The organism is Sphingomonas sp. NPDC079357 (assembly GCF_044901155.1).
Taxonomy (GTDB): Bacteria; Pseudomonadota; Alphaproteobacteria; order Sphingomonadales; family Sphingomonadaceae; genus Sphingomonas.
Map to the genome: position 1 here is coordinate 100,842 of NZ_JBJDOM010000002.1, position 25,661 is coordinate 126,502.

Sequence of the window (25,661 nt, forward strand, 5' to 3'; positions counted from 1 at the left end):
GAGAGAAGAAGCGGGGTCCCGGATAAAGGTCCGGGACGATGAGGTCAGGCCCGCGGCTTGCGGCCCCAGGATTCCTCGCGAAACCACTTGGTGATGATGTATTTGGTGCCCTCCAGCACCGCCATCCCCTCGTGCAGCGTGGCGGTGTTCGGGCTGCCGTCGGGGTTCATGTTGTTCCACGCCAGCAACATCCCCTTGCGCGGCGCGACGCGCAGGCCGCCCTTGGGAAACCACGTCGCACCGCCCTCCTCGACATCGTTGAGGTAGATCATCGCGGTGAAGGTGCGCTGCCCGCCATTCTCGCGCATCGCCGGCCAGTAGCTTTCGGCCTCGTGGAAATAGTCGTGGTGCGCGCGGAACAGCTGGCCGGGGGCGTAGCGCTGCCCCTGCATCGTCTCGCCGAATTCGGGCGCGATGCCGAGCGAGGCGGCGATATATTCGTCGATCTGGCGGATGCCGTCGGCGTTACGGTCCATGTCGCAACTGTCGCTGGTGCGGCTCGCGGGGCCGCCGCGGTCGCTGAACAGCGTCGAGGGGCGGCGATTGCCGTCGATCACCTGCACCAGCCAGTCGCAATTGGCGGCGTCGAGAAAATCGGGGCAGCGCCACGCCGCGACCGTGTCGCTGGGCAGGCGCTGCATCCGCGGGTCGGAATCGAGCCGCGCCGCCACTGCCGCGCCCTGTCGGGCACGAACGGCGGAGGGTTGGCCGGGCGGGGTGGTGGCGAGCGACATGCCCGCACCTGTGTCGCCCGGCCTCGCGACTTTCAAGCCACCACGCTTATTCAAAGATGCCGTGGATCACGTCCACCACCGTTCCGTCCTCGATATCGACCAGCAGCGCATCGTCGTAATAGCGCACCCAGCGATACGGCTCCTCGGCATACGGCAGCCGGTACGTATAGGGATCGTAGATCCAGTAGCGCGGCGTGTAGAGCACCGGGGCGAGCGCAAAGCCGATATCGAAGCGCCGATACCCGCTGTTCCAGCCGTACGGCGCGTAATAGCGCGGCAGACGAAACGCCGAGCGCCGTTCGCTCCGATAGCGGTTCCAGTCATATTGCGGTTCGCGACGCCAGCCGCGATCCCAGCGACCGTCACGCTCCGATCGCCAGACCGCGGCCGGCGGCGGCGCAGCGCGGCGATCGTAACGACGAAGCCCCGGCTCGGCACTCCAGCTGCGATCGGGCGCGACGCGGGCGGGTCCGCGCCAGTCTTCGCGGCGGTCCTGCACGTCGCGGTCGCGCCGCCAGTCACCACGCGGCGCATCGGGCGCGCGTGCGCTCCGCCAGTCGCCATCGGGCGCGGGCGGACGTGAGGCGCCATCAGCGCGCGGTGCGCCCGGCTCGTCTCCGCGGGCCCAGCGGGGCGAGTCGCGCCGTTCGTCGCCACCCTGACGCTCCCAGCGCGGCGGCGCGGCCTCCGGTGGCCGGGGTGCGTCGGCGACCCGCGCGGGGCGTTCGGGTGAGCCCGGTGGCGGCATGGGACGCTCCGCGCGCCCGCGCCGCCACTCGCCTCGGTCCATCGACCGCTCGTCCCGCTGCTGCGCGATCGCCGGCGGCGCCAGCGCCGTCATCGACAACAAGCCCGCCACCAACGCCTTCAACATCGCATCCTCCAACCAACATGTCCGCTGTCTGCCCCGGCGCGCGACAACGATGACTGAACCGGTCGTGCAGCCGATTGAAAGCCGGCGCTCACGCTTCGGCGAGAACCGCGCGCACGCGCTCCAGCAGCAGGCGTCGCGGATAGGGTTTGCGGATCAGCCGATCCTCGCTGACACCCTCCATGTCGGACGGATCGGCATGGCCGGTCACGAACAACAACTCGATATGGCGCGGCAGATCCTGCACGCGCCGGGCGAACTGGATGCCGGTCATGCCCGGCATCGCGATATCAGTGATGACCAGCCGGATCGCGGGCTCGTGCAGCAACGCCTCCAGCGCCGCCTCGCCATCGCCGGCCTCCACCACCCGGCAACCCGCCTCACGCAGCGCCTCGACCGCGACCTGACGCACGCGATCGTCGTCGTCGAGCACCATGATTGTCACGCCGTCCAGCGGTTCGATCGCAACGGGGGCGGGGGGGGCTCGGGCGCCGGATCGGCTGCGTTTGCGGCCCGCGGGACATACACGCTGACGGTGGTGCCGACGCCCGGCGTGCTGTCGATCCGCACCCCGCCGCCCGACTGCTTGGCGAAGCCGAACACCTGCGCCAAGCCGAGCCCCGACCCCTTGCCGACCTCCTTTGTGGTGAAGAAGGGCTCGAATGCGCGCGCCAGTACCGCCTCGGACATGCCGGAGCCGGTATCCGCCACCGCGACGCGAACATAGTCGCCCGGCGGCGGCTCTTCGGCGCGCTCTGTGCGTTCCAGCGTGGCATTCTCGACCGACAGCACCAATGTGCCGCCGTCCGGCATCGCATCGCGCGCGTTGATCGCCAGGTTGAGAATGATTAGCTCCATCTGCGTTGCGTCGACCAACGCAGGCCAGATGCCTGGCGCTGTCCGCGTTTCGATTGCGATGTCCCGCCCCAGCGTGCCGCCGAGGAGGTCCAGCAGCCCGGTGACGGTATTGTTCAGATCGACGACCTTGGCCTCCAGTCGCTGACGGCGTGAGAAGGCCAGCAGTTGCGCGGTCAGGGCCGCACCACGCTCGGCGGCGATGCGGACCTGCTCGAGCCGGGATTCCAGCCGGGGATCGATCATCCCGCGCTTCCCCGCCGCAGCCAGCGAATCGACGTTGCCGAGGATCACGGTCAGCAGATTGTTGAAGTCGTGCGCCACACCCGAGGTGAGCTGGCCGATCGCTTCCAGCCGCTGCATTTGATGAAGCGTTTCCTCGACCCGCTCGCGCTCGGCGATCTGCTCGGTCAGTTCGGCGGTGCGATCCGCAACGCGCGCCTCCAGCCGCTCGCCCGCGAGGTGCGTATCGGTGACGTCGATCGCGCAGGCCGTATAGCCCTGAAACATTTCGCCGATGAAGCGCGGGCGGGCCTCGATATGCATCCAGCGGGTCGTGCCGTCATGCTTCAGCAGCGGATGTTCGCCGCTCAGCATCCGTGGCCGCGCGAACCACCCCTCCCGCGCTGCCAGTGCAGCCTCCCTGCGATCGGGACGCAGCAGGCTGGCCCAGCCGCGCTCGCCGACCAGGTCGGGCGCTACCCCCAGGATCGTCTCGAATCCGCGGTTGGCGAAAGTAACGTGACCGGACGGATCGGTCATCCACACCAGCGCGGGCAGGCTGTCGGCCAGCGTGCGGAAGCGCGCCTCGCTCTCGCGCCATGCCTCGGTCTGCAACTTGCGCGCGGTGATGTCGCTGATCGTTCCGACCACCCGCATGCAGGTGTCGCCCTCGAAGATGCCGCGCCCGCGTACCGACAGCCAGCGAACCTCACCGATCCGGCTGTACGCAACCCGATATTCGACGTCGAGCGGCCCGCGCACGGCCGGGTCGACGACGGGCGGGAACGCGTCTTGCAACATCGGCAGGTCGTCGGGCTCGACCAGTGACCGGAATGCCTCGCGTGTCAGCGGCTGGCTGCCGGCCGGAAGTCCGTACAGCAACATGCCCAGCGGAGAGCAGGCGAAACGGTCGTGACGGACATCATAGTCCCAGGTGGCGATCTCTCCTGCCTCGGTCGCCTGTTCGAGCGATGCGCGGCCCCGGGCCAGCGCCTCGCGCGCGCGGTGGCGGTCGGTGCGATCGATGCCTTCGATGAAAATCGCGGTGACGTCGCCCTTTTCGTCGGTGATCGGCTGGCAGATGAAGTCGATCCAGAAGTCGCGTAGCTCACCCGAGGTTGCGGTAGGCAATCGCACCGGCCGGTCGACGGCACGATAGGGTTCGCGCGTGTGGCGCACCTCGTCCAGCCGCTCGAGGAAGCCGGTCGCGGCCACCTCCGGCAGCGCATCGGCATAGCGGCGGCCGACCAAGTCGCGCTCGCCGGTCATCCTCCGGTAGGTGGCATTGGCGAGTTCGATGACATAATCGGATCCCCGCAACACTGCGATGAAGCCGGGCGTCTGATCGAACATCTGATGAAGTCGCTGGCGCTCGCGCGTCGCCGATTCAATGGTGCGTACCCGCTCGGTAACGTCGGAGATGACGCCCAGCACCCCGCCGACCGTGTCATCCTCCAGCATGACCGCGGAGAGCGACATGTCGATGTGCAGTGTGCTTGGTCGTCCATCCGCGACGAAGTCGAACCGGCGATTGCCGATCGCCAGCGTTTCCGCCGTCGCGAAGACGCGCTCGACCATCGGCGCGACTTCGTCCCACGCGCGATACCACCGCCGGTCGGCCGGCTGACCCAATGCCGCGGGATGGCGCTCGGCCAGGATCGTAGCGTAGGCATCGTTGTAGAAGACGCGCCGTTCCGGCCCCCATATCAGCAGCATCTGCGCGCCCGCCGGCAACAGCAGTTCCAACGCAAGACGCAATGGTGCCGGCCACGCCTCGATCGGGCCCAGCGCCGTATCCGACCAATCGGTCGCTCGGAGCAGCTTCCCGATTTCTCCACCCCTTGCAAAGGGTTGCCGGTCACGATCCGGGCTGGGAGCACGAGGTGTCATCCTTCCTGATGTAGCTTAGGCGCGGCATCGCGAATAGTTGGCAAAGTCGGCCCCGGCCCAGTATTTGACCGGCATGAACCCAGCCTTCCGCTCGCTGCATCGCCATGGGATGGTGCGTGTCGCCGCCGCCACCCCGATCGCTACCGTCGGGGACCCAGCCGCCAACGCCGAGGGGGCAATCGCCATCGCGCGCACCGCGCACGACGCCGGGGTCGATCTCGTCGTCTACCCGGAGCTGAACCTGAGCAGTTACGCGATCGACGACCTGCATCTGCAATCGGCGTTGCAGCGCGCGACGCGGGAGGCGATCGCGGCGGTGGTCGCCGCCAGTACGGCACTGCGCCCGGTGTTGTTGGTCGGCGCGGCGCTGGAGCGGGCGGGGCGGCTCTATAATTGCGCGCTCGCGGTTGCGCGCGGGCGCGTGCTGGGGGTGGTGCCCAAGACCTTTCTGCCCAATTACCGCGAATATTACGAAAAGCGCTGGTTCGCCAGCGGGGCGGGGCTGACCGGTCTGACGATCATGATTGATGGTGAGGTGGTGCCGTTCGGGACCGACCTGATCTTCGCCGCCGACGACCTGCCGAACTTCGTGATCCATGCCGAGATTTGCGAGGACTATTGGGCACCGACCCCGCCGTCGACGCAGGGTGCGCTGGCGGGGGCGCTGATCTGCGCCAATCTGTCGGCGTCGAATGTCGTGATCGGCAAGTCGCGCGAGCGGATGATGCTGTCGGCGGCGCAGTCGGCGCGCGCGATGTGCGCCTATGTCTATTCCGCCGCTGGGCCGGGCGAGAGCACCACCGATCTGGCGTGGGACGGGCAGGGCAGCGTCCATGAGTTGGGCGAGCTGCTCGCAACGTCCGAGCGGTTCGCGCACGAACCGGGGCTGACGATCGCGGATATCGATACCGAGCGGGTGGTGCAGGAGCGGTTGCGCAACGGCACCTTCAACGACGCCGCCGCGTTCGCCGGGCATCCCGAGACACGCTTCCGGCGTGTCGCGTTCCGGCACGAACCCGACTTCGCCGATGTCGGGCTGAAGCGCGAGATCCGTCGCTTCCCGTTCGTGCCCAACACCCCCGACAAGCTGGACGAGGATTGCTACGAAGCCTTCAACATTCAGGTCGAGGGCATCGCCAAGCGGTTGGTCGCGGCGCGCGCGCAGCGGCTGGTGATCGGCGTCTCGGGCGGGCTCGACAGCACCCACGCCCTGATCGTCGCTGCCAAGGCGCTCGACCGGCTCGGGCGACCGCGCAGCGACATCCTTGGCATCACCATGCCCGGCTTCGCGACCAGCGAGGGGACGAAGGGCAATGCGTGGAAGCTGATGCGCGCACTCGGCATCACCGCCGAGGAGATCGACATCCGCCCCGCCGCAACGCGGATGCTGGAGGACATGGGGCATCCGTTTGGGCGCGGCGAGCCGGTCTATGACGTGACGTTCGAGAATGTGCAGGCCGGGCTGCGCACAGATTATCTGTTCCGCATCGCCAACCAGCGCGACGGGCTGGTGGTCGGCACCGGCGACCTGTCGGAGCTGGCGCTGGGCTGGTGCACCTATGGCGTCGGCGACCAGATGAGCCACTATGCGGTCAATGCCGGTGTCCCGAAGACGCTCATCCAGTTCCTGATCCGCTGGGCGATCGGCACCGACCAGTATGATCCGGAGACCGATGCGGTACTGGAGGCGATCCTGGGGCAGGAAATCAGCCCCGAATTGGTTCCCGGCGAGGCGTTGCAGAGCACCGAGAGCAAGATTGGGCCGTACGCGCTCAACGACTTCTTCGCGCATTACCTGATCCGCCACGGCCTCGCGCCGTCGAAGGTCGCCTTTCTCGCATGGCACGCCTGGCACGAAGCATCCGCCGGACGCTGGCCGCTCGGCTATCCGGAGAGCGCCCGCACTGGCTACGATCTCGCGACGATCACTAACTGGTTGGAACGATTTCTAATTCGCTTTTTCCAGACCAGCCAGTTCAAGCGCTCGGCGATCCCGAACGGGCCGAAGGTTTCGGCAGGTGGGGCACTGTCGCCGCGTGGCGACTGGCGTGCACCGTCCGACGGCACGGCGGCGGCGTGGCTGGCGGAGCTGAAGGCGAACGGACCAGGGCTCTAAGTCGCTTCCCTTCGTCATAAGCGGGTCGTAGAAGGCGCCATGCTACAGGCAAGCCCGGGTTTCTCGCTCTCCACGCGTCCGGCGGCGCTCGCGCGCTGGCTCTACTGGGTCGCGGCGCTGATCGTGGCGATGGTAGTCGTCGGCGGCATCACGCGCCTCACCGAATCCGGGCTGTCGATCACGCAATGGAAGCCGATCAGCGGTATCGTCCCGCCGCTGACGCTAGCGCAGTGGCAGGCCGAGTTCGCCAATTATCAGCGCATTCCCGAATATCAGCAGCTCAATCGCGGCATGACGCTCGGCGGGTTCAAGGCGATCTTCTTCTGGGAATATCTGCACCGGCTGCTCGGGCGCGTGATCGGGCTGGCGTTTGCGCTGCCGCTGTTGTGGTTCGCGGTGCAGCGGCAGATCCCGCGCGGTTATAGCTGGCGGCTGAGCGCGCTGCTGGCGCTCGGCGGGTTGCAGGGGGCGATCGGCTGGTGGATGGTCGCGTCGGGCTTGTCGGTGCGCACTGATGTCAGCCACCTGCGGCTCGCGACGCATCTGGGGACTGCGCTGTTCATTCTCGGCGGGATCATCTGGACCGCGCGTGACCTGAGCGCACTTGCCGCCGACCCTCTGGCGCGTTCGGCGGCGTTGCGCAAGGGGCCGGCGCTGGTGATCGCGACGCTGGCGGTGCAGATCACGCTCGGTGCGCTCACCGCCGGGCTCGACGCCGGCTATGCCTTCTCGAGCTGGCCGCTGATGGGGGATGCGTGGTTCCCCGCCAACGTGCCGATGCTGGCGCCGGCGTGGAGCAATGCGGTCGACAACCCGATCGTCGTGCAGTTCCTCCACCGCTGGGTCGCGTTCGTCGCGGCCGGAGCGCTGGGCTGGCTGGCGTATGGGGCGCGGAAGATGCGCGCGGATCGCGTCGCGGCGGCGGTCGTGTTGCTGGTCGTCGTCCAGATCGGCCTGGGGATCGCGACGTTGCTGTCGGGGGTCGAGATCGTCGTCGCGGTGGCGCATCAGGCGAATGCCGCGCTGCTGCTGATCGCGACGGTCGTCGCCGCGCATGCGGTCAGCCGTCGTCGGGCGTGATAGTCGGTGACGACGCTGCCGGTATCAGAATACCCGTCAGCAAACCCGCGGAAACCTTGACAGGATCGTCACTGCGCGGCATTGCGCCGCCATTGACGCGTGCACCCGGCGGGGTGGCGCGTTTTTCTCTTTCGACGCGAAATGAAGGTCACCAGGCACCATGAAGGCGCTGATGAAGACCACCAAGGCGGCCAAGCCGCACGAGGTGGAAAAGAAGTGGCACATCGTCGACGCCACCGACCTCGTGGTCGGTCGTGCGGCGGTGGTGATCGCCAACGTGCTGCGCGGCAAGCACAAGACCAGCTTCACCCCGCACGTCGATTGCGGTGACAATGTCATCGTTATCAATGCGGATAAGGTGCGGTTCACCGGCAACAAGCTGACCGACAAGGTCTATTACAAGCACACCGGCTATGCCGGCGGCATCAAGGGCATCACGCCCGCCAAGGTGCTGGAGGGCAAGTTCCCCGAGCGCGTGCTGGAAAAGGCTGTCGAGCGCATGATCCCGCGCGGTCCGCTGGGCCGTCAGCAGATGCGCAACCTGCGGATCTTCGCGGGTGCCGAGCATCCGCATGAAGCGCAGAACCCGGAAGTCCTCGATATCGCGGCGATGAGCCGCAAGAACAAGGTGGGCGCATAATGTCCGACAACCGCCAGTCCCTTTCCGATCTGGGTGCGGCGCTCCAGCAGCAGCAGCAGACCGTGGTCGAGCAGGCCGACACCACCGCCGACGCGTATCTTGCCGGCGACGTGCAGGAGCCGGTGCAGCGCGCGCCGTTGCGTGCGCAGGAGATCGACAAGTACGGCCGCGCCTATGCGACCGGCCGTCGTAAGGACGCTGTCGCGCGCGTCTGGCTGAAGCCGGGCTCGGGCAAGATCACGATCAACGGTCGTGACCAGGAAGTCTATTTCGCGCGTCCGACGCTGCGTCTCGTCATCAACCAGGTGTTCGGGATCACCGAGCGCGAAGGTCAGTATGACGTGATCTGCACCGTCAAGGGCGGTGGTCTGTCAGGTCAGGCCGGCGCGGTGAAGCACGGCATCAGCCAGGCGATCACCCGCTACGAGCCGGCGCTGCGCGCCCCGGTGAAGGCGGCAGGCTTCCTGACCCGCGATCCGCGCGTCGTCGAGCGTAAGAAGTACGGTCGTGCCAAGGCACGTCGTAGCTTCCAGTTCTCGAAGCGCTAAGATCGGGCGGGTGGCGCCGGCTCGGCCGGCGCTGTTCGACGAGGTGATCTGCCAGCAATGGTGCGAGGGGCGGTCCGGCAACGGGCCGCCCTTTCGTTTTTAAGCACGGCCGAATGATCGGCAACGTGCCCGACCGCGGTGGCACGGTTAGTTGTGGCCGGTAATCGCGCCCGAAAGCATAACGTTAGGTGATAACGAGCCGAGCGGGCAGCGATTACTTCGTCGCGCCGCGCCCGCGCCGTTCGCCTCGCCGCTCCTTGCGGACCGTCTTGGCATGCGCCCGCGCCCGCGCCTTTTTTTCCTCGCGCGTCGGAGGAAGCTTGACGTCGAGCGGCATCATGTCGCCTGCCATGAGCTCGAACCCGAGGCTCGCAAGGCTTTCGCTGAAATGCGTCGGGAGCTCTGCGGTGACGTCGATTTCGCCGCCATCAGGATGATCGACGCGGATGCGGCGCGCGTGGAGATGCATTTTACGGCTGATATTCCCGGTCAGGAACGCCGCCGGACCGCCATATTTGCCATCCCCGACGATCGGGTGCCCGATTGCGGCCATATGGACGCGCAACTGGTGCGTGCGCCCGGTGAACGGCTGCAGTTCAACCCAGCAGGCACGATTGCCGGCACGCTCGATCACGCGGTAGCGGGTGCGGGCCGGTTGGCCGTTCTCTTCGTCGACGTGCATCTTCTCGCCGCCGGTGCCGGGCTGCTTGGCGATCGGCAGTTCGATCATGCCGTCGTCGATCGAAGGTACGTCGACCACCAAGGCCCAGTAAACCTTCTTGGCGGTGCGGCTGGAGAAGCTCTTGGCGAAAGCGGCGGCGGCGCGGGCGCTGCGCGCCACCAGCAGCGCGCCGGAGGTGTCCTTGTCGAGTCGGTGGACGAGCTTCGGCCGGCCCTCCGCCTCGTACTGCAGCGCATCGAGCAAGCCGTCGACGTGTTGCACGGTCTTGGTGCCGCCCTGCGTCGCAAGGCCCGGCGGCTTGTTGAGCACCAGCGCGGCAGCGTCCTTGTGGATCACCAGCTCGCGGGCAAACGTCGCCTCGTCTTCGCTGAGCGGCGGGCGTTCGCGCTTCGGGCGTTCCTCGGCGCGCTCGGGCTCGGGCGGCGGCACGCGCAGCACCTGACCGGCTTGGATGCGATCGCCGGGGCCGACACGCGCGCCATCGACGCGCAGCTGACCGGTGCGCGCCCATTTGGCGACGGTGGTGAAGCTGGTGTCTGGCAGATGTCGCTTGAACCAGCGATCAACGCGGATGCCATCGTCGTCATAGCCGACGGTGAACTGACGAACGGCGTCGCTCATGCCGGCACCCGTGCGAGCGCGAGCCCGGCGAAAAGCGCGACGATCGCACCGATGACGGACAACAGCACATAACCGAGCGCGGCGACGAGCGCGCCGCGCTCGATCATGCCGACGACGTCGAGGGCAAAGGACGAGAAGGTCGTGTAGCCACCGAGGACACCGACGCCGAGCAGCAGGCGCCAAGTCTCACCGTTGGCGTTCGCCGATCGCGCAAGCACGCCGACGAGCAGGCCCATCAACAGCCCGCCGAGGAGATTGACGGTCAGCGTGCCCCACGGCCAGCCGGTTCCGAGTAGCTTCGCCATCGTGCGCCCGGTCAAATGGCGCGCGCCGGCGCCGACCGCGCCGCCTGCCATGACAAGAAAGAGGGAATTCATCGCCGCGCCCTACCGTGTTTCAGCGCGCAAGGGAAATCAGGTGTGCGCGCTGGACGAGAAAAGGTTCATCACCAGCACGCCCGCGACGATCAGCGCCATTCCGGCGATCGCCGCCGCGTCGAGCCGCTGCCCGTGCCAGAGCCATGCCACCGCCGTGACCAGCACGATCCCGATGCCGGACCAGATCGCGTAAGCGACGCCGGTCGGCAGCGTCCGCAGCGTGAGCGACAGGAAGTAAAAGGCAATCCCGTACCCGATAATGGTCACCAGCGTCGGCCAGGGCCGCGTAAACCCGTCCGACTGCTTGAGCGCGGACGTGGCGGTAACTTCGGCGACGATCGCGACCAGCAGAAGCAGATAAGCCATGTGCCGCCCTCTCGCGCCTTCCTTGTCCCTTGACGAGCCTCTCGCGTGTCTTGCTCTTGCAAGACACCGGCGCAAGGGCCATCTTTACGACATGTTCAATCTGATTTCGATCGTCATCGGTCTTGTCGCGCTCCTGCTCGGGATCGTGCCGTTTCTGCCGTTCCTCGCCTGGGGCTATTGGTTCGTCATTCCGATCGCGGTGGTCGGTGCCGCAATCGGTGCGCTATCGTCGCGCAACAGCGGCCGGAACCTCAATCTGGTGCTGATCCTGATCTTCGGCCTGCGCCTGATGCTCGGCGGTGGTCTGATCTGATCGGCCGATCTAGGACGATGGTGGCGCGAAAACATCATGGGTGACGATCGGTGGTCGCGACCCTCTGGAAGGAGCGCCCGGCGAGCGACCGGGCGCTGTCCAGTTACCGGCAGACCACCTGTCCGCGGTCGACCTGCCGACCGAGCAGCGCACCACCGCCAGCGCCGACGAGAGTCCCGAGCAGTCGCGAGCCGCCGCCAGCAATAATGTTGCCCAATGCCCCGCCGGCCAGACCGCCGACGATCAAGCCGGTCGTCCCGTCGTTGCGGCGGCAGTAATATCGACCGTCATTGCCACGATAAACGCGGTCGTTGCGGGTCAGCGCGCGCTGCCGATAATAGCGGCCATCGCGATAATAGCGGTCGGCATAATAGCGGCGCTGGCCGGGCTCGAGGTTGTTGTAATCGTAGCGCCGCGATTGCCGCCAGTCGCGCAGCCGCTCATTGCGATCGCGCTGCGCATCACGGACGTTGTCGCGATATTCGCGACGGGCGCTGCGTACGTCGCGTCGTGAGTCGGCATCACGTAGATCCTCGCGATACTCTTGGCGTGCGTCGCGCACGTCGTCACGATATTCGCGATTCGTCTCGCGCGGACGCTGCGCCTGTGCAGGTGCAACCGACAAAGAGGTTAATGCGGTCGCCCCGAGCACCGCCGCCATGATGATACGCATCACTTGCTTCCTTTCTGCTTATCAGAATTAGACAAGAACGATGGCGGCGCTCGCGGGTTGCGTGAACGGAATACTACTTAGCGTTCACTTTCAGGACATTATTGTGCGAGGTCGTGTGTCAGGCTGATCTCTGCTTTCAGCAGCTTAGACACCGGGCAGTTCGCCTTGGCATCTTCGGCGATGCGCGCGAACTCGTCAGCGGTGATGCCCGGCACCTTGCCCTTGAGGTTCAGCTTCGACGATGTGATCGTAAAGCCGTCGCCGTCCTTGTCGACCGTCACCCGCGCCTCGGTTTCCAGCGTTCCGTCATGATAGCCGGCGCCGGCGAGCGCAAAGCTGAGCGCCATGGTGAAGCAACTGGCGTGAGCGGCGGCGATCAGTTCCTCGGGGTTGGTGCCGGGACCATCCTCGAACCTTGAACCGAAACCATAGCGTGTGTCGTTGAGCACGCCCGACTGGGTCGATGTCCAGCCGTGACCCTCCTTGCCGAAACCTTCGTATCGTGCCGATCCGCTGCGCGTAGGCATGTCCTGCTCTCCTTGTCATCAGACCAAAAAGGCGCGATCCGTGCCATCACGGACCGCGCCCCTCAAACGTCGATCACCCGCGAAAGGCGCATCGATCGATCAATTTTGGTAGCTTAGCGGCACTGACGCTTGCCGCTCCGCTCGATTTCACGACCGGCGAGCGCGCCGCCCACGCCGCCGAGCACCGTTCCCAGTGTGCGATCGCCGCGCGTGTCGATCGTGCGGCCGAGCAGACCACCGGCGACCGCACCGACCACCAGACCGGTGGTGCCGTCGGGCTTGCGGCAGCGCAACCGACCATCATTGCCGCGCCATTCGCGATACTTATGGCGACGCTGAGCATCCGCATCGACCGTGGTGGCGACGAGCGTCGGTGCGACCATAGCAACCGCGCCGAAGGCGAGCATGAGCTTACGCATGTAACATTCTCCCGTTCATTCAATCGTGATGCGACCGAAACGTGTTTATTCTAGTGCAGTTGCATGAACCTGTAACAACGTCGCGTTCATCCTGGGACAGCCTTGAAGTCTGTTGCAGGTCAAGAGGCATGCCGATGTGGCGTTGCGTGCGCCCGGCGGGTGTGTAGAGGGCGAGCGATGGAATGGGACCCGACCAGGATGGCGCGCTACCTGCTGGAAACTCCGGGGGTCGCCGGACATGGTGGACGGCTCGGCCAACGCTATCACGCGCATGGCGCGGATTGGCTCGAGGTCGCGCAGCCGTGGCATGCCGATCTGGTCGGCGATGAAGAGCGCGGCGTGATCGCGTCCGGGCCGATCATCGCGTTGATGGACGTCGCGACCAGTCTGGCGGTCTGGCACCGCTGCAACGCGTTCGTGGCCCACGCCACGCTCGACCTGCGGATCGACTATCTGCGGCCCGCGCGGCCGCGCCAGACGGTGATCGGGCGGGGCGAGTGTCTGCGCATCACCCGCTCCATCGCCTTTACGCGCGGGATCGCGCACGATGGCGATCCGGACGATCCGATCGCGCAGGTCGCAGCGACCTTCATGGCCACCGCAGGCCCGTATCCGCGGTTCGGAGCATGAACTTGCCGCCCTATGCCCGGCTGCTCGGCGTGAGGCTGGAGCTGGTCGACGATGCGCCGGAGATCGTGATGCCGTTTGGCCAACACGTTGTGGGTCGACCCGGCTTTCTTCAGGGCGGGGCGATCGCCGGGTTGCTGGAGGTCGCGTCGGTGGCAGCGCTGCGTCATGCGCTGGCCAGTGAGACGGTGCGGATCAAGCCGATCAACGGCACGGTCGATTTCATGCGCGGCGGGCGCGATCACGTGACGCGCGCGGCGGGCGAGATCACCCGGCTCGGCGCGCGCGTCGCCACCGTCACCGCGGTGGCGTGGCAGGATGATCGCGCGCGTCCGATCGCGAGTGCGCGGATGAACTATCTGATCGAGCGCGCCGAGGGATGACGCCGCCGCTCGATCCGGTCGTGCTGCTTCCGGCGTTCGCGCCGTGGCTGGACGTGGCGGGGCTGGCGGTTTTTGCGGCGTCGGGCGCGCTGGCGGCGGCGCGGCGGGCGCAGACCCCAGTGACGCTGGCCTTCTTCGCGCTGATCACCGGGGTCGGCGGCGGGACGGTGCGCGACCTGCTGATCGGCGCGCCCGTGTTCTGGGTGCACGATACGCGGGTGGCGGCGGTGTGCCTGCTGATGGCGGGGGTCATTTGGAGCACGCCCGAGCGTTGGTGGCGGGGGGCGGCGCTGGACTGGTTCGATGCGATCGGGCTTGCAGCCTATGCCGTATATGGCGCGGCCAAGGCGCTGAGTTACGGCGTGCCGCCGCTGCCGGCCGCGCTGATGGGAGTGGTGACCGGATGCGTCGGCGGGATCATCCGCGACGTGCTGGCGGGTGAGCCGTCGATCCTGATGCGACCGGAATTGTACGTGACCGCCGCGGCGCTGGCGGCGGGCTGCTACGTCGGGCTGCGCGAATTCGGACTGGTGCCTTGGCACGCGGCGACGATTGCGGCGGTGGCCGGCTTTGCACTGCGGGCGGCGGCGATCCGTTTCAAGCTGGGGTTGCCGGCTTATGGGAAGGGATGATCGTCGAGCTTGCGCGGGATGGGGGCCTGTAGCCGACGCTCAGAACACCGGTTCTTCGCCCGGCTTTTCAGCGACGTGCATCCCGCATTCGACCTTGTCCCAGCCGCGCCAGCGCCCGGCGCGCGGGTCTTCGCCCGGGCGCACCTTCGACGTGCAGGGCGCGCAGCCGATCGACAGATAGCCTTGCGCTTCGAGAGGATGGCGCGGCAGATCGTGCTCGGCGAAATAGCCGTCGAGCTTCTCTTTCGACCAGTCCGCAAGTGGATTGATCTTCAACCGGCCCTCATCCTCCTCGAAGCGCGGCAGCGCGAGCCGGGTCTTCGCCTGAAAGCCTTTGCGCCCCGAGATCCACGACTGGAATGGCAGCAGCGCGCGGCGCAGCGGCTCGACCTTGCGCAGTTCGCAGCAGCCATCGGGATCGTAAGACCAGCGCAGCCCCTTTTCGTCCTTCAGCCGAAGTAGTCGCGGGTCAGGGCGGAACACGCGCAGGTCGGTCAGCCCGAGCCGCTCCGACAGTTCGTCACGATAGGCCAGGGTCTCGCCGAACATCTTCTGCGTGTTGGTGAAGATCACCGGCACGTCGCGGTCAACCGACGCGATCATGTGCAGCAGCACCGCCGACTCCGCACCGAACGACGATACCGCCGCGATCCGCCCGGCCAGTTCGCCGGTCAGCAGCTCGCGCAACATGTCGGGCGCTGGCACGCCCTCGAACCGCGCCTGCATCGCCGCGGCATCGGCGGCAGTGAAGGCGGGACGGACGTCGATGACGTCAAGATCGTGAGCAGGCTCACCCATGGCGCAATTTCCAGACCGGGACCGCCCCGTCGGCGGCCTTTTGATAGACATGGTCATAGCGCTCCAGCGAGCGCTTGAGCACGACAGGGTCGACGGCGGCGTGCGGCGCGAACGCGTCAAAACCGCAGCGACGCATCAGCGGAATCTGGTCGACCAGCACGTCGCCCTCGGCGCGCAGCTCGCCGGTATAGCCCGCCTCGCGCAGGATCCGCGCGACCGAATAGCCGCGCCCGTCGCGAAACGTCGGGAACGACACCTCGACCAGTGCCAGCCTGTCGAGGTGCGGGATCAGCGCGCGCGCATCGTCGCCCGGCTCGATCCGGACCGCGGTCGCGTTCGACTGGCCGGCAAGGAAGGCGTCGAGCGTCACCGCCGGCTCTTCATGCACGGCACCGTCGCGGAAGCGCAAATGCGCGCGGTCGTCGATCAGGTCGACCTCGAACGCATTAACCATAGATCGCCTCCTTGAACGGCTGCATGCCGACGCGACGATAGGTGTCGACGAAGCGCTCGCCGGTTTCGCGAATTCGGACATAGGTGTCGGTAACGCGCTCGATCGCGTCGACCACTCCGTCCTCGTCGAAGCCGGGGCCGGTGATCTTGCCGAGCGACACGTCCTCCGCGCCCGAGCCGCCGAGCAGCAGCTGGTAATTCTCGGTGCCCTTCCGGTCGACGCCGAGGATGCCGATGTGCCCGGCATGATGGTGGCCGCAGGCGTTGATGCAGCCGCTGATCTTGAGCTTCAATTCACCCAGATCGCGCTGGCGGTCGAGATCGGCGAACCGCTGCCCGATCTTCTGCGCGAGCGGGATCGAGCGCGCATTGGCAAGCGCGCAATAATCCAGCCCCGGGCAGGCAATGATGTCGCTGATCAGGTCGAGGTTGGCGTCGGCCAGCCGGGCCTCGGCGAGCGCCTCCCACACCGCCTTCAGGTCGGCGATGCGGACGTGCGGCAGCACGATGTTCTGCGCATGGGTGACGCGCAGCTCGTCGAAGCTGTACCGCTCGGCGAGGTCGGCCATCACGTCGATCTGCTCGGCGGAGGCGTCGCCTGGAATGCCGCCGATCGGCTTGAGCGAGATGGTGACGATCGCATGGCCCGGCTGCTTGTGCGCGCGGACGTTCTGGTCGAGCCACACCGCGAAATCCGGGTCGCTGCGATCCGCGACCGCGCCGTCATCCGCGGCGAAGGCGGGAGCGGCGAACATCGCGCTGATCCGCGCCAGTTCGGCGGCGGGCGGATCGATGCCGAGTTGGCGCACCTGCGCGAATTCCTCCTCGACCTCGGCGCGGTACTTGTCCGCGCCCAGCTCGTGGATCAGGATCTTGATCCGCGCCTTGTAGATATTGTCGCGCCGGCCGTAGCGATTGTAGACGCGCAGGCACGCCTCCAGATAGCTCATCAGCTGGTCGGCGGGGATGAAGTCTTTGATCTCCGGCGCGATCATCGGGGTGCGGCCCATCCCGCCGCCGACGAACACCTTCGCGCCGAGCACCCCATCGCGATCGAGCAACTGCAGCCCGATGTCGTGGAGACGCATCGCCGCGCGATCCTCGTCGGCGGCGATCACCGCGATCTTGAACTTGCGCGGCAGATAGCTGAACTCGGGGTGGAAGGTGCTCCACTGCCGCAGCAATTCCGCGAACGGGCGCGGGTCGGTAACCTCGTCGGCGGCCGCGCCCGCGAACTGGTCCGAGCTGATGTTGCGTATGCAATTGCCGCTGGTCTGGATCGCGTGCATCTCGACCGTCGCCAGCTCGGCGAGGATGTCGGCGGCGTCCTCCAGCTTGATCCAATTGTACTGAATGTTCTGGCGGGTGGTGAAATGGCCGTAACCGCGGTCGTACTTGCGCGCGACATGCGCCAGCATCCGCATCTGCCGCGCATTGAGCGTGCCATAAGGCACCGCGACCCGCAGCATGTAGGCGTGAAGCTGGAGGTAGAGCCCGTTCATCAGCCGCAGCGGCTTGAACTGATCCTCGCTCAGTTCGCCCGACAGCCGCCGCTGGCACTGGTCGCGGAATTCCTCGACCCGCGCATCGACGATCGACTGATCATATTCGTCGTACTTGTACATCGTTGCTTCCTCGATCCCCGCGCAAGCGGCGGGGAGGGGTTCAGATCACCCATTCGCCCGCCTGGGCGTCGGCTGGCTTGAGCGTCAGGTCGGGGCGGACGGTCGGGCCGAGCGCGCGAATACGGTCCTTGATATGCGCCGGGCGCGGCCCATCGGGGGTCTCGCTCGCCTCAATCACATAGGGGACGTTGACGCGCCGCGCCGCCTCTTCCTCGCGCGCGATCGCCTCGGCACGCTCGCCGGCGTCGCCGGCGTCGGCGATGTGGCGCGACCACTCGCGGCCGGTCCACCAGACCACGTCGCCGGTCGCCAGATCGTTGCCGGTCACCAGCCTCATGCCATCGTCTCCGCCACCTTCGCATAGCCCGCCAGCCGGTCCTCGGCGTCGGACAGTTCCACCACCTCGCCGACGACGATGATCGCCGGGCTCGCTACCTGCTCGCGCGACACCATCGCGCCAAGATCGGCGAGCAGCGTCCGCAACGCGCGGTGGCCGGGCAGCGTGCCCTTTTCCAGCACCGCAACCGGCATGTCCGGCGCGACGCCGTCCGCCATCAATTTGTCGGCGATCGCCTCGGCGGTCGCGACGCCCATGTAGATCACCAGCGTCCGGCCCTGTCCGGCAAGCCCCGACCAGTCCTGATCGGTCAGCCCCTTGCACTGGCCGGCGACGAACGTGACCGCCGAGCTGTGGTCGCGGTGAGTGAGCGGCAGCATCGCCTCGGCGGCGCAGCCGAGCGCCGCCGACACGCCTGGAATCACCTCGACTGCCAGCCCGGCGGCGCGCACCGCCTCGACCTCTTCGCCGCCGCGCCCGAAGATGAACGGGTCGCCGCCCTTCAGCCGGACGACGACGCTGCCCGCCATGACGTGCGCGACGATCAGCGCGTTGATCGCCTCCTGCGGCAGCGTGTGGCGCGCGCGGCGCTTGGCGACCGAGATGCGATGCGCCTCAGGCGGGGCGAGATCGAGGACGCGCGGGTCGATGAGCCCGTCGTGAACGACGACGTCGGCGCAGCGCAGCGCCTCGACTGCACGGACCGTGAGCAGGCCGGGGTCGCCCGGACCAGCCCCCACGAGGATGACGCGGCCGCGCGCGTCGGGATCAAGAAGCGTCGCCATGATGCCACCGGACATGGGGCAGGGCGGCGGAGGGTGCAATCGAGCGATGCTTGGCGGTGGCGTAGGATTGGTTTCGTGGTGGTTGTTGCTGCGTGGTGGGGGTAGACGCAGCGGTGCTCGCTTTGCGGGGCGGGGTGGCGGCTGATTGGACAGACATGGGCCCCTGCCTGCGCAGGGGCGACGGTGTTTGTTGATCGGGCTCTGCCCACTTCCACCGTCACCCCCGCGAAGGCAGGGGCCCATGTCTATCGCGTTGAAGTGTGAGGCTGCCCCAAGCCCGACGCTTACGTGTCAGAGCTCAATGCCGCGCCGCATGAACCTTGTGCATCACCAGCGCGATCACCCCGCCGACGATCAGCCCGCATACCCCCGCAATCCCCGCGCTGACCAGCCAGCCGAGTGCCCCGCCGCCCGCACCCCCGGCGAGATGGTGGACGAACTCGGCAGGCGCGGGCACGCCGACGTCGGCGGCATTGTGGATCAGCAGATCGCCGCCGACCCACAGCATCGCCGCGGTGCCGACCACCGTCAGAACCTGCATCAGCACCGGCACGCCCTTCACCAGCCCGCGCCCGATCGCCTGCGCCGCTGCCGAGGGCCGCTGCGCCAGATACAGGCCGACATCGTCCGCCTTCACGATCAGCGCGACGACGCCGTACACGCCCGCGGTGATCAGGACCGCGACGATCGCCAGCGTCACCGCCTGCGTCAGCAGCGGCTGGTCCGAGACCTCGCGCAGGGCGATCACCATGATCTCGGCCGACAGGATGAAGTCGGTGCGAATCGCGCCCGACACTTTCTGCTTCTCCAGCGCCACCGGGTCGGTCGTCAAAGTCTCCTCGTTCGCGCCATGCGCGCCGGACACCGCCTCGATCACCTTTTCCGCGCCCTCGAAGCACAGGAACGCCCCGCCCAGCATCAGCAGCGGGGCGAGCGCCCACGGTGCGACCGCGCTCAGGATCAGCGCGGCGGGGAGCAAAAACAGCAACTTGTTGCGGATCGAGCCGAGCGCGATTTTGCCGATGATCGGCAGTTCGCGCTTGGGCGACAGGCCAACGACGTAGCGCGGAGTGACCGCGGTATCGTCGATCACCACCCCCGCCGCCTTCGTTCCCGCCTTGGTGGCGGCCGCTCCGACGTCGTCGAGCGATGCCGCGGCCAGCCGGGTGAGTCCGGCGATATCGTCGAGCAGCGCGACGAGTCCGCTTGCCATGTCTCTCGATCCTCTTCTGAATCAGGCGTCGGCGAGGCCGATGCCGATCGTCGCGCGCGCCGCCTCGGCCTCGTTCGAGACGACCGGATAGGCGCAATAATCAGCGGCATAATAGGCGCTTGGACGATGATTGCCCGACCAGCCGATCCCGCCGAACGGGGCGGACGACGACGCGCCGTTGGTCGGGCGGTTCCAGTTGACGATGCCGGCGCGTGCGCCTGCCCAGAAGCGGTCGAACAATGCCGGGGTCTGGCTGATCAGCGACGATGAGAGGCCGTAGCGGGTGTTGTTCGCCTCGGCGATCGCGTCGTCGAAATCGTCGGCGCGGATCACCTGCAACAGTGGACCGAACAGCTCGATATCAGGACGATCGCCAACATCGGTGACGTCGATGATGCCGGGCGTCACGAACGGCCGATCAGCGACCGGGCGCGCCATATGCTGGATCGGGCGCCCGCCCTTCATCATCAGCGCGAGGAAGCTTTCGGTGAGGCCGTCGGCTACCTCATTGTCGATCACCGGGCCCATGAACGGCTGCGGATCGTCGTGCGGCGCGCCGACGATCAGCCGGCGGGTCAGCGACGCAAGCTCGGCAAGCAACGGTTCGGCCAAGGATTCCTGCACGATCAGCCGCCGCGCGGCGGTGCAGCGCTGCCCGGCGGTGGTAAAGGCGGACTGGACGATCAGCACCGCGGCGGCGTGCAGGTCGGGCGTGTCCCACACCAGGATCGGGTTGTTGCCGCCCATCTCCAGCGCGAGGATCTTCTCCGGCTTCTCGGCGAAAGCGCGGTTGAGCGCGATCCCGGTGCGGGCCGAGCCGGTGAACAGCAGCCCGTCGATCCCGTCGTGCGCGGCCAATGCGCGACCTTCGTCTGGGCCGCCGATCACCAGCCGCAGCGTCTCGGCGGGCACCCCTGCGGCGTGGAAGCAATCCACCAGAAACGCGCCGGTCGCCGGGGTTTTCTCCGATGGTTTGAAGACGATGGCGTTGCCCGCGATCAACGCGGGGACGATGTGGCCGTTGGGCAGATGCGCGGGAAAATTGTATGGTCCCAGCACCGCCAGCACGCCATGCGGCTTGTGGCGGAGCGCCATGCGGGTGTTCATCGGTGCGTCGAGCCGACGCTGCGCGGTGCGTTCGGCATAGGCGCTGACTGAGATGTCGACCTTGGCGGCGACAGTATCGACCTCGGTGCGCGCTTCCCACACCGGCTTGCCGGTTTCGCGCGCGATCAGGTCGGTGAAGGCGTCTGCGCGCTGGCGGACGACATTGGCGAAGCGCCGGAGCGTTTCGATGCGGAAAGACAGGGACTTGGCCGCCCATGGCACGAAGCCGGCGCGCGCCGCCGCCACCTCGGCGTCGACGTCGCTCGTCTCCGCACGCCACAGTTCCGCGCCGGTGGCGGGTTCGAACGAGATCAGCTCAGCCATGCCGCTGGTCTTAGCCGTAACTTTCATCACGGCGGAAGGGGGGATCGTCAGCGCAGCGCGTCACCCATCGCGCGGATGTTGGCGATGGTTGCGCCAAACAGCCCCCAATCGTCGGCAGCCGCGATCGGCGACCAGATCGCCTCGACCCGGTCGATCAGCATCGCGCACGGCTCGCCCTGCCAGTAGACGTGATCGCGCGCGCGGCGGGGTGAAAAGGGCTGTAGATGTTGGCGGACCTCGTCCCATTCGGTGCCATAAGTTTGCGGGAGGGGTTGCGCGAAGGCATCGAAGAAGAACCGGTCGACCGGCGTGAGCGTCGCACGCAACGCCCGTTCGACCGCCTGTACCAGCGCACGGTTCTCTTCCGGTGCACGCGGCAACCGACCCATCCGCCACAGCACCGCCTCGGCGATCGCGGGCTGATAAAGGCCGGCGAAGCCGTCGAGCGCGGCGATCAGCGGCTCGGACTCGCTGATCTGCGCGAGCGAGGAGGCGAGCTGCATGACGTCCCACAGGATCGCCTCGGGCTGGCGACCAAAGGCGTAGAGGCCGGCGTGGTCGAAATAGGCGGCGACGAACCCCGGATCCCAGACCGGCGCGAACCGCCACGGGCCATAGTCGAAGCTCTCGCCGGTGACGTTGATGTTGTCGGAATTGAGCACGCCGTGGACGAATCCGGCGGCCATATAGCGCGCCGCCAGTGTCGCGGTGCGCGCGACGACGCGTTCCAGCAGCCGCACCGGATCGTCGCTGTCCTCGCCATAGAGTTCGCGCAGCACATAGCCGGTCAGCCGACGCAGCGCGTCCTCGTCACGGTGATACGCGAGCCGCTGGAAGGTGCCGATGCGGATATGGGAGTGGCTGAGCCGCACCAGCACGCTGCCGCGCGTCGGCGAGGGTTCGTCGTTGCGCTCCAGCGCCTCGTCGGTTTCGATCAGCGAGAAGCTGCGCGAGGTGGGCACGTTCAGCGCCTCGAGCATCTCGGTGGCGAGCACCTCGCGCACGCCGCCCTTGAGCGTCAGACGGCCGTCGCCGAAGCGGCTCCACGGCGTCTGCCCCGAGCCCTTGGTGCCGAGGTCGAGCAACCGCCCGCGGTCGTCGCGAAGCTGTGCGTAGGTGAAGCCGCGCCCGTCGCCGATATCGGGATTGTACACGCGGAACTGGTGCCCGTGATAACGCAGCGCCAAGGGACGTTCGAGCGTGCCCGGCAGGCGCTCGAAGCGGCCGAAATGCGCGACCCATTCGGCGTCGTCGAGCGTGTCGAGCCCGACCTGCGCGGCGGCGCGATCGTTGCGGAAGCGCAAGGTCGCCTGCGGGAAACGCGCGGCGGCGACTTCGTCGTAAAAGGGGTCGCCGAGCGCGGTGAGGGTGCGCTCGGGGCGATATGCTTGCGGGTCGACGGCCATGCCGCGATATGGGGGGCGGTCGGCAGGGGGCGCAAGCGATGGCGGAATTTTGGGACATCTACTGGTGGTCGAGCGATGGGTTGCGGCTGCATGCGCGCGACTATCCCGGTACCGATGATGCGCCGCCGGTGCTGTGCCTTCCGGGCCTGACCCGCAACGCGCGCGACTTCGCGGCGGTGGCGGAAGCGATCGCCCCCAAGCGGCGCGTGATCGCGGTCGAGTTTCGCGGGCGTGGCGAGAGCGCGTTCGCCAAGGACCCGATGAGCTACGTCCCGCTCACCTATGCGCAGGACGTGGTCGCGTTGCTCGACGACCAGAAGATCGACCGCTTCGTGACGATCGGCACGTCGCTGGGCGGGATCGTCACGATGTTGCTGGCCGGGCTGGTGCCGGGACGGCTGGCGGGAGCGCTGCTCAACGACGTCGGGCCGGAGATCGAACCGGCGGGACTCGCGCGCATCCGCGGCTATGTCGGCAAGCCGAGCACTTGGCCGACCTGGATGCATGCCGCGCGCGGGGTTCAGGAGGGCAATGCCGCCGCCTATCCCGACTGGGGGATCGAGCAATGGCTGGTGATGGCCAAGCGGCTGTACCGCGTCAATTCCGCCGGACGGATCGTGCTCGACTATGACCTGAAGATCGCCGAGCCGTTCCGCCTGCCCGGCAACGAGGCGGGGCCGGACATGTGGCGCGCGCTCGCGGCGCTGGCGGGGGTGCCGGTGCTGGTGGTGCGCGGCGCGCTGAGCGATATCCTGTCCGCGGGCACCGCCGAGCGAATGGCGGCGATGCTCCCCGATGCGACGCTGGTGACGGTGCCAAGGATTGGTCATGCGCCGATGCTCGACGAGCCGGCGGCGCAACCTGCGTTGATGCAATGGCTGGCGCGGACCGGGAACCGCCCGGCGGATTGAGGCGCTGTCGCGGGGCTTTACGACCTCTGCCCGGAGAGCCCGCATGATCTGTCTTCCCCGTCATCCCGCACGTGATCCGGGATCCCGCTTTTGTGCTCGCCGAGAAGAAGAAGCGGGGCTCCGGATCAAGTTCGGGGCGACGTATTGTGGGGTGGTAGCGCGGCCTGATCATGGAGCGTCCGCATGACTGACGTTCGGGACGCTCATACCGCCGTGCTGCCTCTGAAGGGGCGCCGCGCGGCGATCACCGGCGGCACGACGGGCATCGGGCGCGCGATCGCGAGGTTGCTCGCCTCCGAGGGCGCGTCGGTGTTCATCGGCGGTACCGATTGGGCGCATCTCGACGAGGCGCTGGCGGACATCCGCAAGGTGGGAACGGGCGAGGGCGCACTGCTCGACCTGTCCGATCCCGACAATGTCGCGGCGTTCCTGTCGAACGCCGATGCTGCGCTGGGCGGCTATGACATCGTCATCGCCAATGCCGCCGAGGCGGCGTCGGGATTGAGCGAGATGAATGAGGCGGCGGTACGCCACGCGATTTCGCTCAACTTTACCCATTATCTGCTGCTCGCGCACCGCGCCGCAGCGACGATGGCACAGGGCGGCGATATCGTGATGATCGGGTCGACCAGCGCCTATGTGCTCGGGCCGCACTCGACCGTTTACGCGGCGATCAAGCACGGGTTGCAGGGCTTCTCGATCGCGTTGCGTCGTGAGCTGGGCGGCAAGGACATCCGCGTCGCCTTGGTTGAGCCCGGCAAGACCGGCTCCGACATGCAGATGCCCGACATCAGCCCCGAAGAGCAGCGCGAGCAGATCGAGGCGGGGACGATGCTGCGCGCCGAGGATATCGCGGTCGGCGTGCACTATCTGCTTACCCAGCCGCGTCGCACCGTGATCCAGCGGCTGACGATCAGCCCGCGCGTGCAGGAGGAGGAGTGATGGCCGATTGGACCCATGATGCGCTGGTGCTGACGCCGCACGACATCGATCTGGCGCGCTCGCCGCTGGCGGGGAAGGTCGATGCCGAGACCTATGTGCTGGGCGCGTTCAATCCGGGGATGACGCGGCTGCCGAACGGCAACCTGTTGCTGATGGTGCGCGTCGCCGAGGCATTGCGCACGCCCGTCCGCGACCAGCAGGTCCACGCGATCCGCTGGCATGACGGCGGCTATGTGCTCGACGGCTGGCCGCTGTCGCTGGTCGATACCTCCGACCCGCGCAAGTTCATGATGCGCGGCGGCGGGTGGAAGGTAATGGCGCTGACCTCGCTGTCGTGGCTGTTGCCGGTCGAGCTGGATGCCGAGGGGCGCGAGGTGGTGGCGATCCATTATGATCGTGCGATCGCGCCGCGCACCGATTACCAATGTTATGGCGTCGAGGATGCGCGGATCACGCAGGTCGACGGGCGCTATTACATGACGACCTGCTCGGTCAGCCCGGAGCGCCATTCGACCACGCTCTACACCAGCGACGATGCGCTCGACTGGACTCTTGAGGGGATCGTCCTGGATCACCAGAACAAGGACATGCTGATCTTCGAGGGCAAGGTGGGCGGCAAGTTTTGCGCGCAGACCCGTCCGCTCGGCGACCTGTATTTCGCCTATCCACCCGAGTCCGAATGGCGTGCCGGGCCGTCGATCAATCTCGCGACCTCGCCGGACGCGCTGCACTGGAAGCCCTACGACAAGCCCGGCATCCGCCCGCATGCGCAGACGATGGCGACCGCGCGGATGGGGGGTGGCGCGCCGCCGGTGCTGGCGGAGGTCGGCGGAAAGCAGGGCTGGCTGTCGCTGTGGCATGGCGTCGAGCCATCGGGCGTGGTGGGTATCTATCGGACCTATTGGACGCTGCTCGACCGCGACGATCCGTCGCGCGCGCTGGCAACCGACCACGCGCCGCTGCTGGAGCCGGCGCCGGAGCTGCTCACGCCGCTGGAGGATCTGCTCTACGTTACCGATGTGGTGTTCACGACCGGGATTGCGGACGGCGGTGATCACTGGGTGGTGGCGAGCGGGGAGGCCGATCTTGCGTGCCGGATCACGCACGTGCCGAAGGACCGGCTCGGGTGAAGGCTGGCGGCTAAGCGCCGCTTGCCTTGACGGGGGAGGCACGAAAAAGCCCGG

The 25,661-nt window shown here is 67.3% G+C and carries 29 protein-coding genes; 11 read left to right on the plus strand and 18 right to left on the minus strand.

The features are described from left to right. Positions 1-44: 44 nt before the first annotated feature. From ACI2JO_RS09510 to ACI2JO_RS09525, 4 genes are all read right to left on the minus strand, one after another. Entirely contained in the window at positions 45-734 is a 690-nt protein-coding gene (locus tag ACI2JO_RS09510; protein ID WP_404720462.1) for a prolyl hydroxylase family protein, read from the minus strand. 46 nt (positions 735-780) lie between these two features. Further along, the gene (locus ACI2JO_RS09515; RefSeq protein WP_404720463.1) at positions 781-1,608 is read right to left on the minus strand and encodes an RcnB family protein; all 828 of its coding nucleotides are present in this window, start codon (positions 1,606-1,608) and stop codon (positions 781-783) included. Between the two features lie 88 nt (positions 1,609-1,696). Beyond that, positions 1,697-2,041: a response regulator gene (locus ACI2JO_RS09520; RefSeq protein ID WP_404720464.1), complete on the minus strand. Its 345-nt coding sequence runs from the start codon at positions 2,039-2,041 to the stop codon at positions 1,697-1,699. Between the two features lie 5 nt (positions 2,042-2,046). Next, complete coding sequence (locus tag ACI2JO_RS09525) at positions 2,047-4,428, minus strand: PAS domain S-box protein (RefSeq protein ID WP_404720465.1); 2,382 nt, start codon at positions 4,426-4,428, stop codon at positions 2,047-2,049. Positions 4,429-4,645: 217 nt separating this feature from the next. On the opposite strand from ACI2JO_RS09525, the gene ACI2JO_RS09530 reads away from it, so the two are divergent. The 4 genes from ACI2JO_RS09530 (at position 4,646) to rpsI (ending at position 8,956) form a co-directional block, all read left to right on the plus strand. Beyond that, positions 4,646-6,688 carry an NAD(+) synthase gene (locus ACI2JO_RS09530; protein ID WP_404720466.1) on the plus strand — a complete coding sequence of 681 codons (2,043 nt, stop codon included), beginning with the start codon at positions 4,646-4,648 and terminating at the stop codon, positions 6,686-6,688. 39 nt (positions 6,689-6,727) lie between these two features. Next, a complete protein-coding gene (locus ACI2JO_RS09535) occupies positions 6,728-7,768 on the plus strand; it encodes a COX15/CtaA family protein (protein WP_404720467.1) in 1,041 nt (346 codons plus the stop codon). A 160-nt stretch (positions 7,769-7,928) separates the two neighbouring features. Further along, entirely contained in the window at positions 7,929-8,408 is a 480-nt protein-coding gene (gene rplM, locus ACI2JO_RS09540) for a 50S ribosomal protein L13 (protein WP_028965246.1), read from the plus strand. After that, the gene (gene rpsI / locus ACI2JO_RS09545; protein WP_404720468.1) at positions 8,408-8,956 is read left to right on the plus strand and encodes a 30S ribosomal protein S9; all 549 of its coding nucleotides are present in this window, start codon (positions 8,408-8,410) and stop codon (positions 8,954-8,956) included. The genes rplM and rpsI overlap by 1 nt, the downstream gene beginning before the upstream one ends. A 214-nt stretch (positions 8,957-9,170) precedes the next feature. Here the strand turns inward: rpsI and ACI2JO_RS09550 are convergent, their stop codons facing one another. The 3 genes from ACI2JO_RS09550 to ACI2JO_RS09560 are packed head-to-tail and all read right to left on the minus strand — an operon-like array spanning position 9,171 to position 11,002. Next, positions 9,171-10,259, minus strand: a complete 1,089-nt coding sequence (locus ACI2JO_RS09550) for an RluA family pseudouridine synthase (protein ID WP_404720469.1) — start codon at positions 10,257-10,259, stop codon at positions 9,171-9,173. Then, positions 10,256-10,636: a fluoride efflux transporter CrcB gene (gene crcB, locus ACI2JO_RS09555; RefSeq protein WP_404720470.1), complete on the minus strand. Its 381-nt coding sequence runs from the start codon at positions 10,634-10,636 to the stop codon at positions 10,256-10,258. Before crcB ends, ACI2JO_RS09550 begins: the two co-directional genes overlap by 4 nt. 36 nt (positions 10,637-10,672) lie before the next feature. Continuing rightward, a complete protein-coding gene (locus ACI2JO_RS09560; protein WP_404720471.1) occupies positions 10,673-11,002 on the minus strand; it encodes a DMT family transporter in 330 nt (109 codons plus the stop codon). 91 nt (positions 11,003-11,093) lie between these two features. On the opposite strand from ACI2JO_RS09560, the gene ACI2JO_RS09565 reads away from it, so the two are divergent. Continuing rightward, a complete protein-coding gene (locus ACI2JO_RS09565; protein ID WP_404720472.1) occupies positions 11,094-11,315 on the plus strand; it encodes a hypothetical protein in 222 nt (73 codons plus the stop codon). Between the two features lie 103 nt (positions 11,316-11,418). Here ACI2JO_RS09565 and ACI2JO_RS09570 read toward each other — a convergent pair whose 3' ends face one another. From ACI2JO_RS09570 to ACI2JO_RS09580, 3 genes are all read right to left on the minus strand, one after another. Next, on the minus strand, positions 11,419-11,988 hold the full coding sequence (locus tag ACI2JO_RS09570; protein WP_404720473.1) for a glycine zipper 2TM domain-containing protein: 570 nt from the start codon (positions 11,986-11,988) through the stop codon (positions 11,419-11,421). 98 nt (positions 11,989-12,086) lie between these two features. Beyond that, entirely contained in the window at positions 12,087-12,515 is a 429-nt protein-coding gene (locus ACI2JO_RS09575) for an OsmC family protein (RefSeq protein WP_404720474.1), read from the minus strand. Positions 12,516-12,628: 113 nt separating this feature from the next. Beyond that, entirely contained in the window at positions 12,629-12,934 is a 306-nt protein-coding gene (locus tag ACI2JO_RS09580; RefSeq protein WP_333915851.1) for a glycine zipper 2TM domain-containing protein, read from the minus strand. A gap of 177 nt (positions 12,935-13,111) precedes the next feature. Between ACI2JO_RS09580 and ACI2JO_RS09585 the strand changes: the two genes are divergently transcribed. The 3 genes from ACI2JO_RS09585 to ACI2JO_RS09595 are packed head-to-tail and all read left to right on the plus strand — an operon-like array spanning position 13,112 to position 14,576. After that, positions 13,112-13,564, plus strand: a complete 453-nt coding sequence (locus ACI2JO_RS09585) for a PaaI family thioesterase (protein ID WP_404720475.1) — start codon at positions 13,112-13,114, stop codon at positions 13,562-13,564. Continuing rightward, the gene (locus tag ACI2JO_RS09590) at positions 13,561-13,944 is read left to right on the plus strand and encodes a PaaI family thioesterase (RefSeq protein ID WP_404720476.1); all 384 of its coding nucleotides are present in this window, start codon (positions 13,561-13,563) and stop codon (positions 13,942-13,944) included. Before ACI2JO_RS09585 ends, ACI2JO_RS09590 begins: the two co-directional genes overlap by 4 nt. Beyond that, positions 13,941-14,576, plus strand: coding sequence for a trimeric intracellular cation channel family protein (locus ACI2JO_RS09595; RefSeq protein ID WP_404720477.1), 636 nt, complete (start codon positions 13,941-13,943; stop codon positions 14,574-14,576). Before ACI2JO_RS09590 ends, ACI2JO_RS09595 begins: the two co-directional genes overlap by 4 nt. A gap of 39 nt (positions 14,577-14,615) precedes the next feature. Here ACI2JO_RS09595 and ACI2JO_RS09600 read toward each other — a convergent pair whose 3' ends face one another. The 8 genes from ACI2JO_RS09600 to ACI2JO_RS09635 form a co-directional block, all read right to left on the minus strand. Then, positions 14,616-15,374 (minus strand): phosphoadenylyl-sulfate reductase, encoded by a 759-nt coding sequence (locus tag ACI2JO_RS09600; protein WP_404720478.1) that lies wholly within the window; start codon positions 15,372-15,374, stop codon positions 14,616-14,618. After that, entirely contained in the window at positions 15,367-15,828 is a 462-nt protein-coding gene (locus ACI2JO_RS09605; RefSeq protein ID WP_404720479.1) for a DUF934 domain-containing protein, read from the minus strand. The genes ACI2JO_RS09600 and ACI2JO_RS09605 overlap by 8 nt, the downstream gene beginning before the upstream one ends. Further along, positions 15,821-17,452 (minus strand): nitrite/sulfite reductase, encoded by a 1,632-nt coding sequence (locus ACI2JO_RS09610; protein WP_404720480.1) that lies wholly within the window; start codon positions 17,450-17,452, stop codon positions 15,821-15,823. The genes ACI2JO_RS09605 and ACI2JO_RS09610 overlap by 8 nt, the downstream gene beginning before the upstream one ends. A gap of 40 nt (positions 17,453-17,492) precedes the next feature. Continuing rightward, a complete protein-coding gene (locus tag ACI2JO_RS09615; RefSeq protein WP_404720481.1) occupies positions 17,493-17,789 on the minus strand; it encodes a DUF2849 domain-containing protein in 297 nt (98 codons plus the stop codon). Next, positions 17,786-18,574, minus strand: coding sequence for a uroporphyrinogen-III C-methyltransferase (gene cobA / locus ACI2JO_RS09620; protein ID WP_404720482.1), 789 nt, complete (start codon positions 18,572-18,574; stop codon positions 17,786-17,788). The genes ACI2JO_RS09615 and cobA overlap by 4 nt, the downstream gene beginning before the upstream one ends. Before the next feature lie 298 nt (positions 18,575-18,872). Next, positions 18,873-19,787, minus strand: a complete 915-nt coding sequence (locus tag ACI2JO_RS09625; RefSeq protein WP_404720483.1) for a DUF808 domain-containing protein — start codon at positions 19,785-19,787, stop codon at positions 18,873-18,875. Positions 19,788-19,808: 21 nt separating this feature from the next. Next, complete coding sequence (astD, locus tag ACI2JO_RS09630) at positions 19,809-21,218, minus strand: succinylglutamate-semialdehyde dehydrogenase (protein WP_404720484.1); 1,410 nt, start codon at positions 21,216-21,218, stop codon at positions 19,809-19,811. A 47-nt stretch (positions 21,219-21,265) separates the two neighbouring features. Continuing rightward, positions 21,266-22,624, minus strand: a complete 1,359-nt coding sequence (locus ACI2JO_RS09635; protein WP_404720485.1) for a protein adenylyltransferase SelO family protein — start codon at positions 22,622-22,624, stop codon at positions 21,266-21,268. Between the two features lie 38 nt (positions 22,625-22,662). Between ACI2JO_RS09635 and ACI2JO_RS09640 the strand changes: the two genes are divergently transcribed. The 3 genes from ACI2JO_RS09640 to ACI2JO_RS09650 all read left to right on the plus strand — a co-directional run bounded on the left by ACI2JO_RS09640 (position 22,663) and on the right by ACI2JO_RS09650 (position 25,607). Then, on the plus strand, positions 22,663-23,535 hold the full coding sequence (locus ACI2JO_RS09640; protein WP_404720486.1) for an alpha/beta fold hydrolase: 873 nt from the start codon (positions 22,663-22,665) through the stop codon (positions 23,533-23,535). A gap of 183 nt (positions 23,536-23,718) precedes the next feature. Then, positions 23,719-24,477 (plus strand): SDR family oxidoreductase, encoded by a 759-nt coding sequence (locus ACI2JO_RS09645; protein ID WP_404720487.1) that lies wholly within the window; start codon positions 23,719-23,721, stop codon positions 24,475-24,477. Continuing rightward, the gene (locus tag ACI2JO_RS09650; RefSeq protein ID WP_404720488.1) at positions 24,477-25,607 is read left to right on the plus strand and encodes a glycosidase; all 1,131 of its coding nucleotides are present in this window, start codon (positions 24,477-24,479) and stop codon (positions 25,605-25,607) included. The genes ACI2JO_RS09645 and ACI2JO_RS09650 overlap by 1 nt, the downstream gene beginning before the upstream one ends. Positions 25,608-25,661 lie beyond the last annotated feature (54 nt).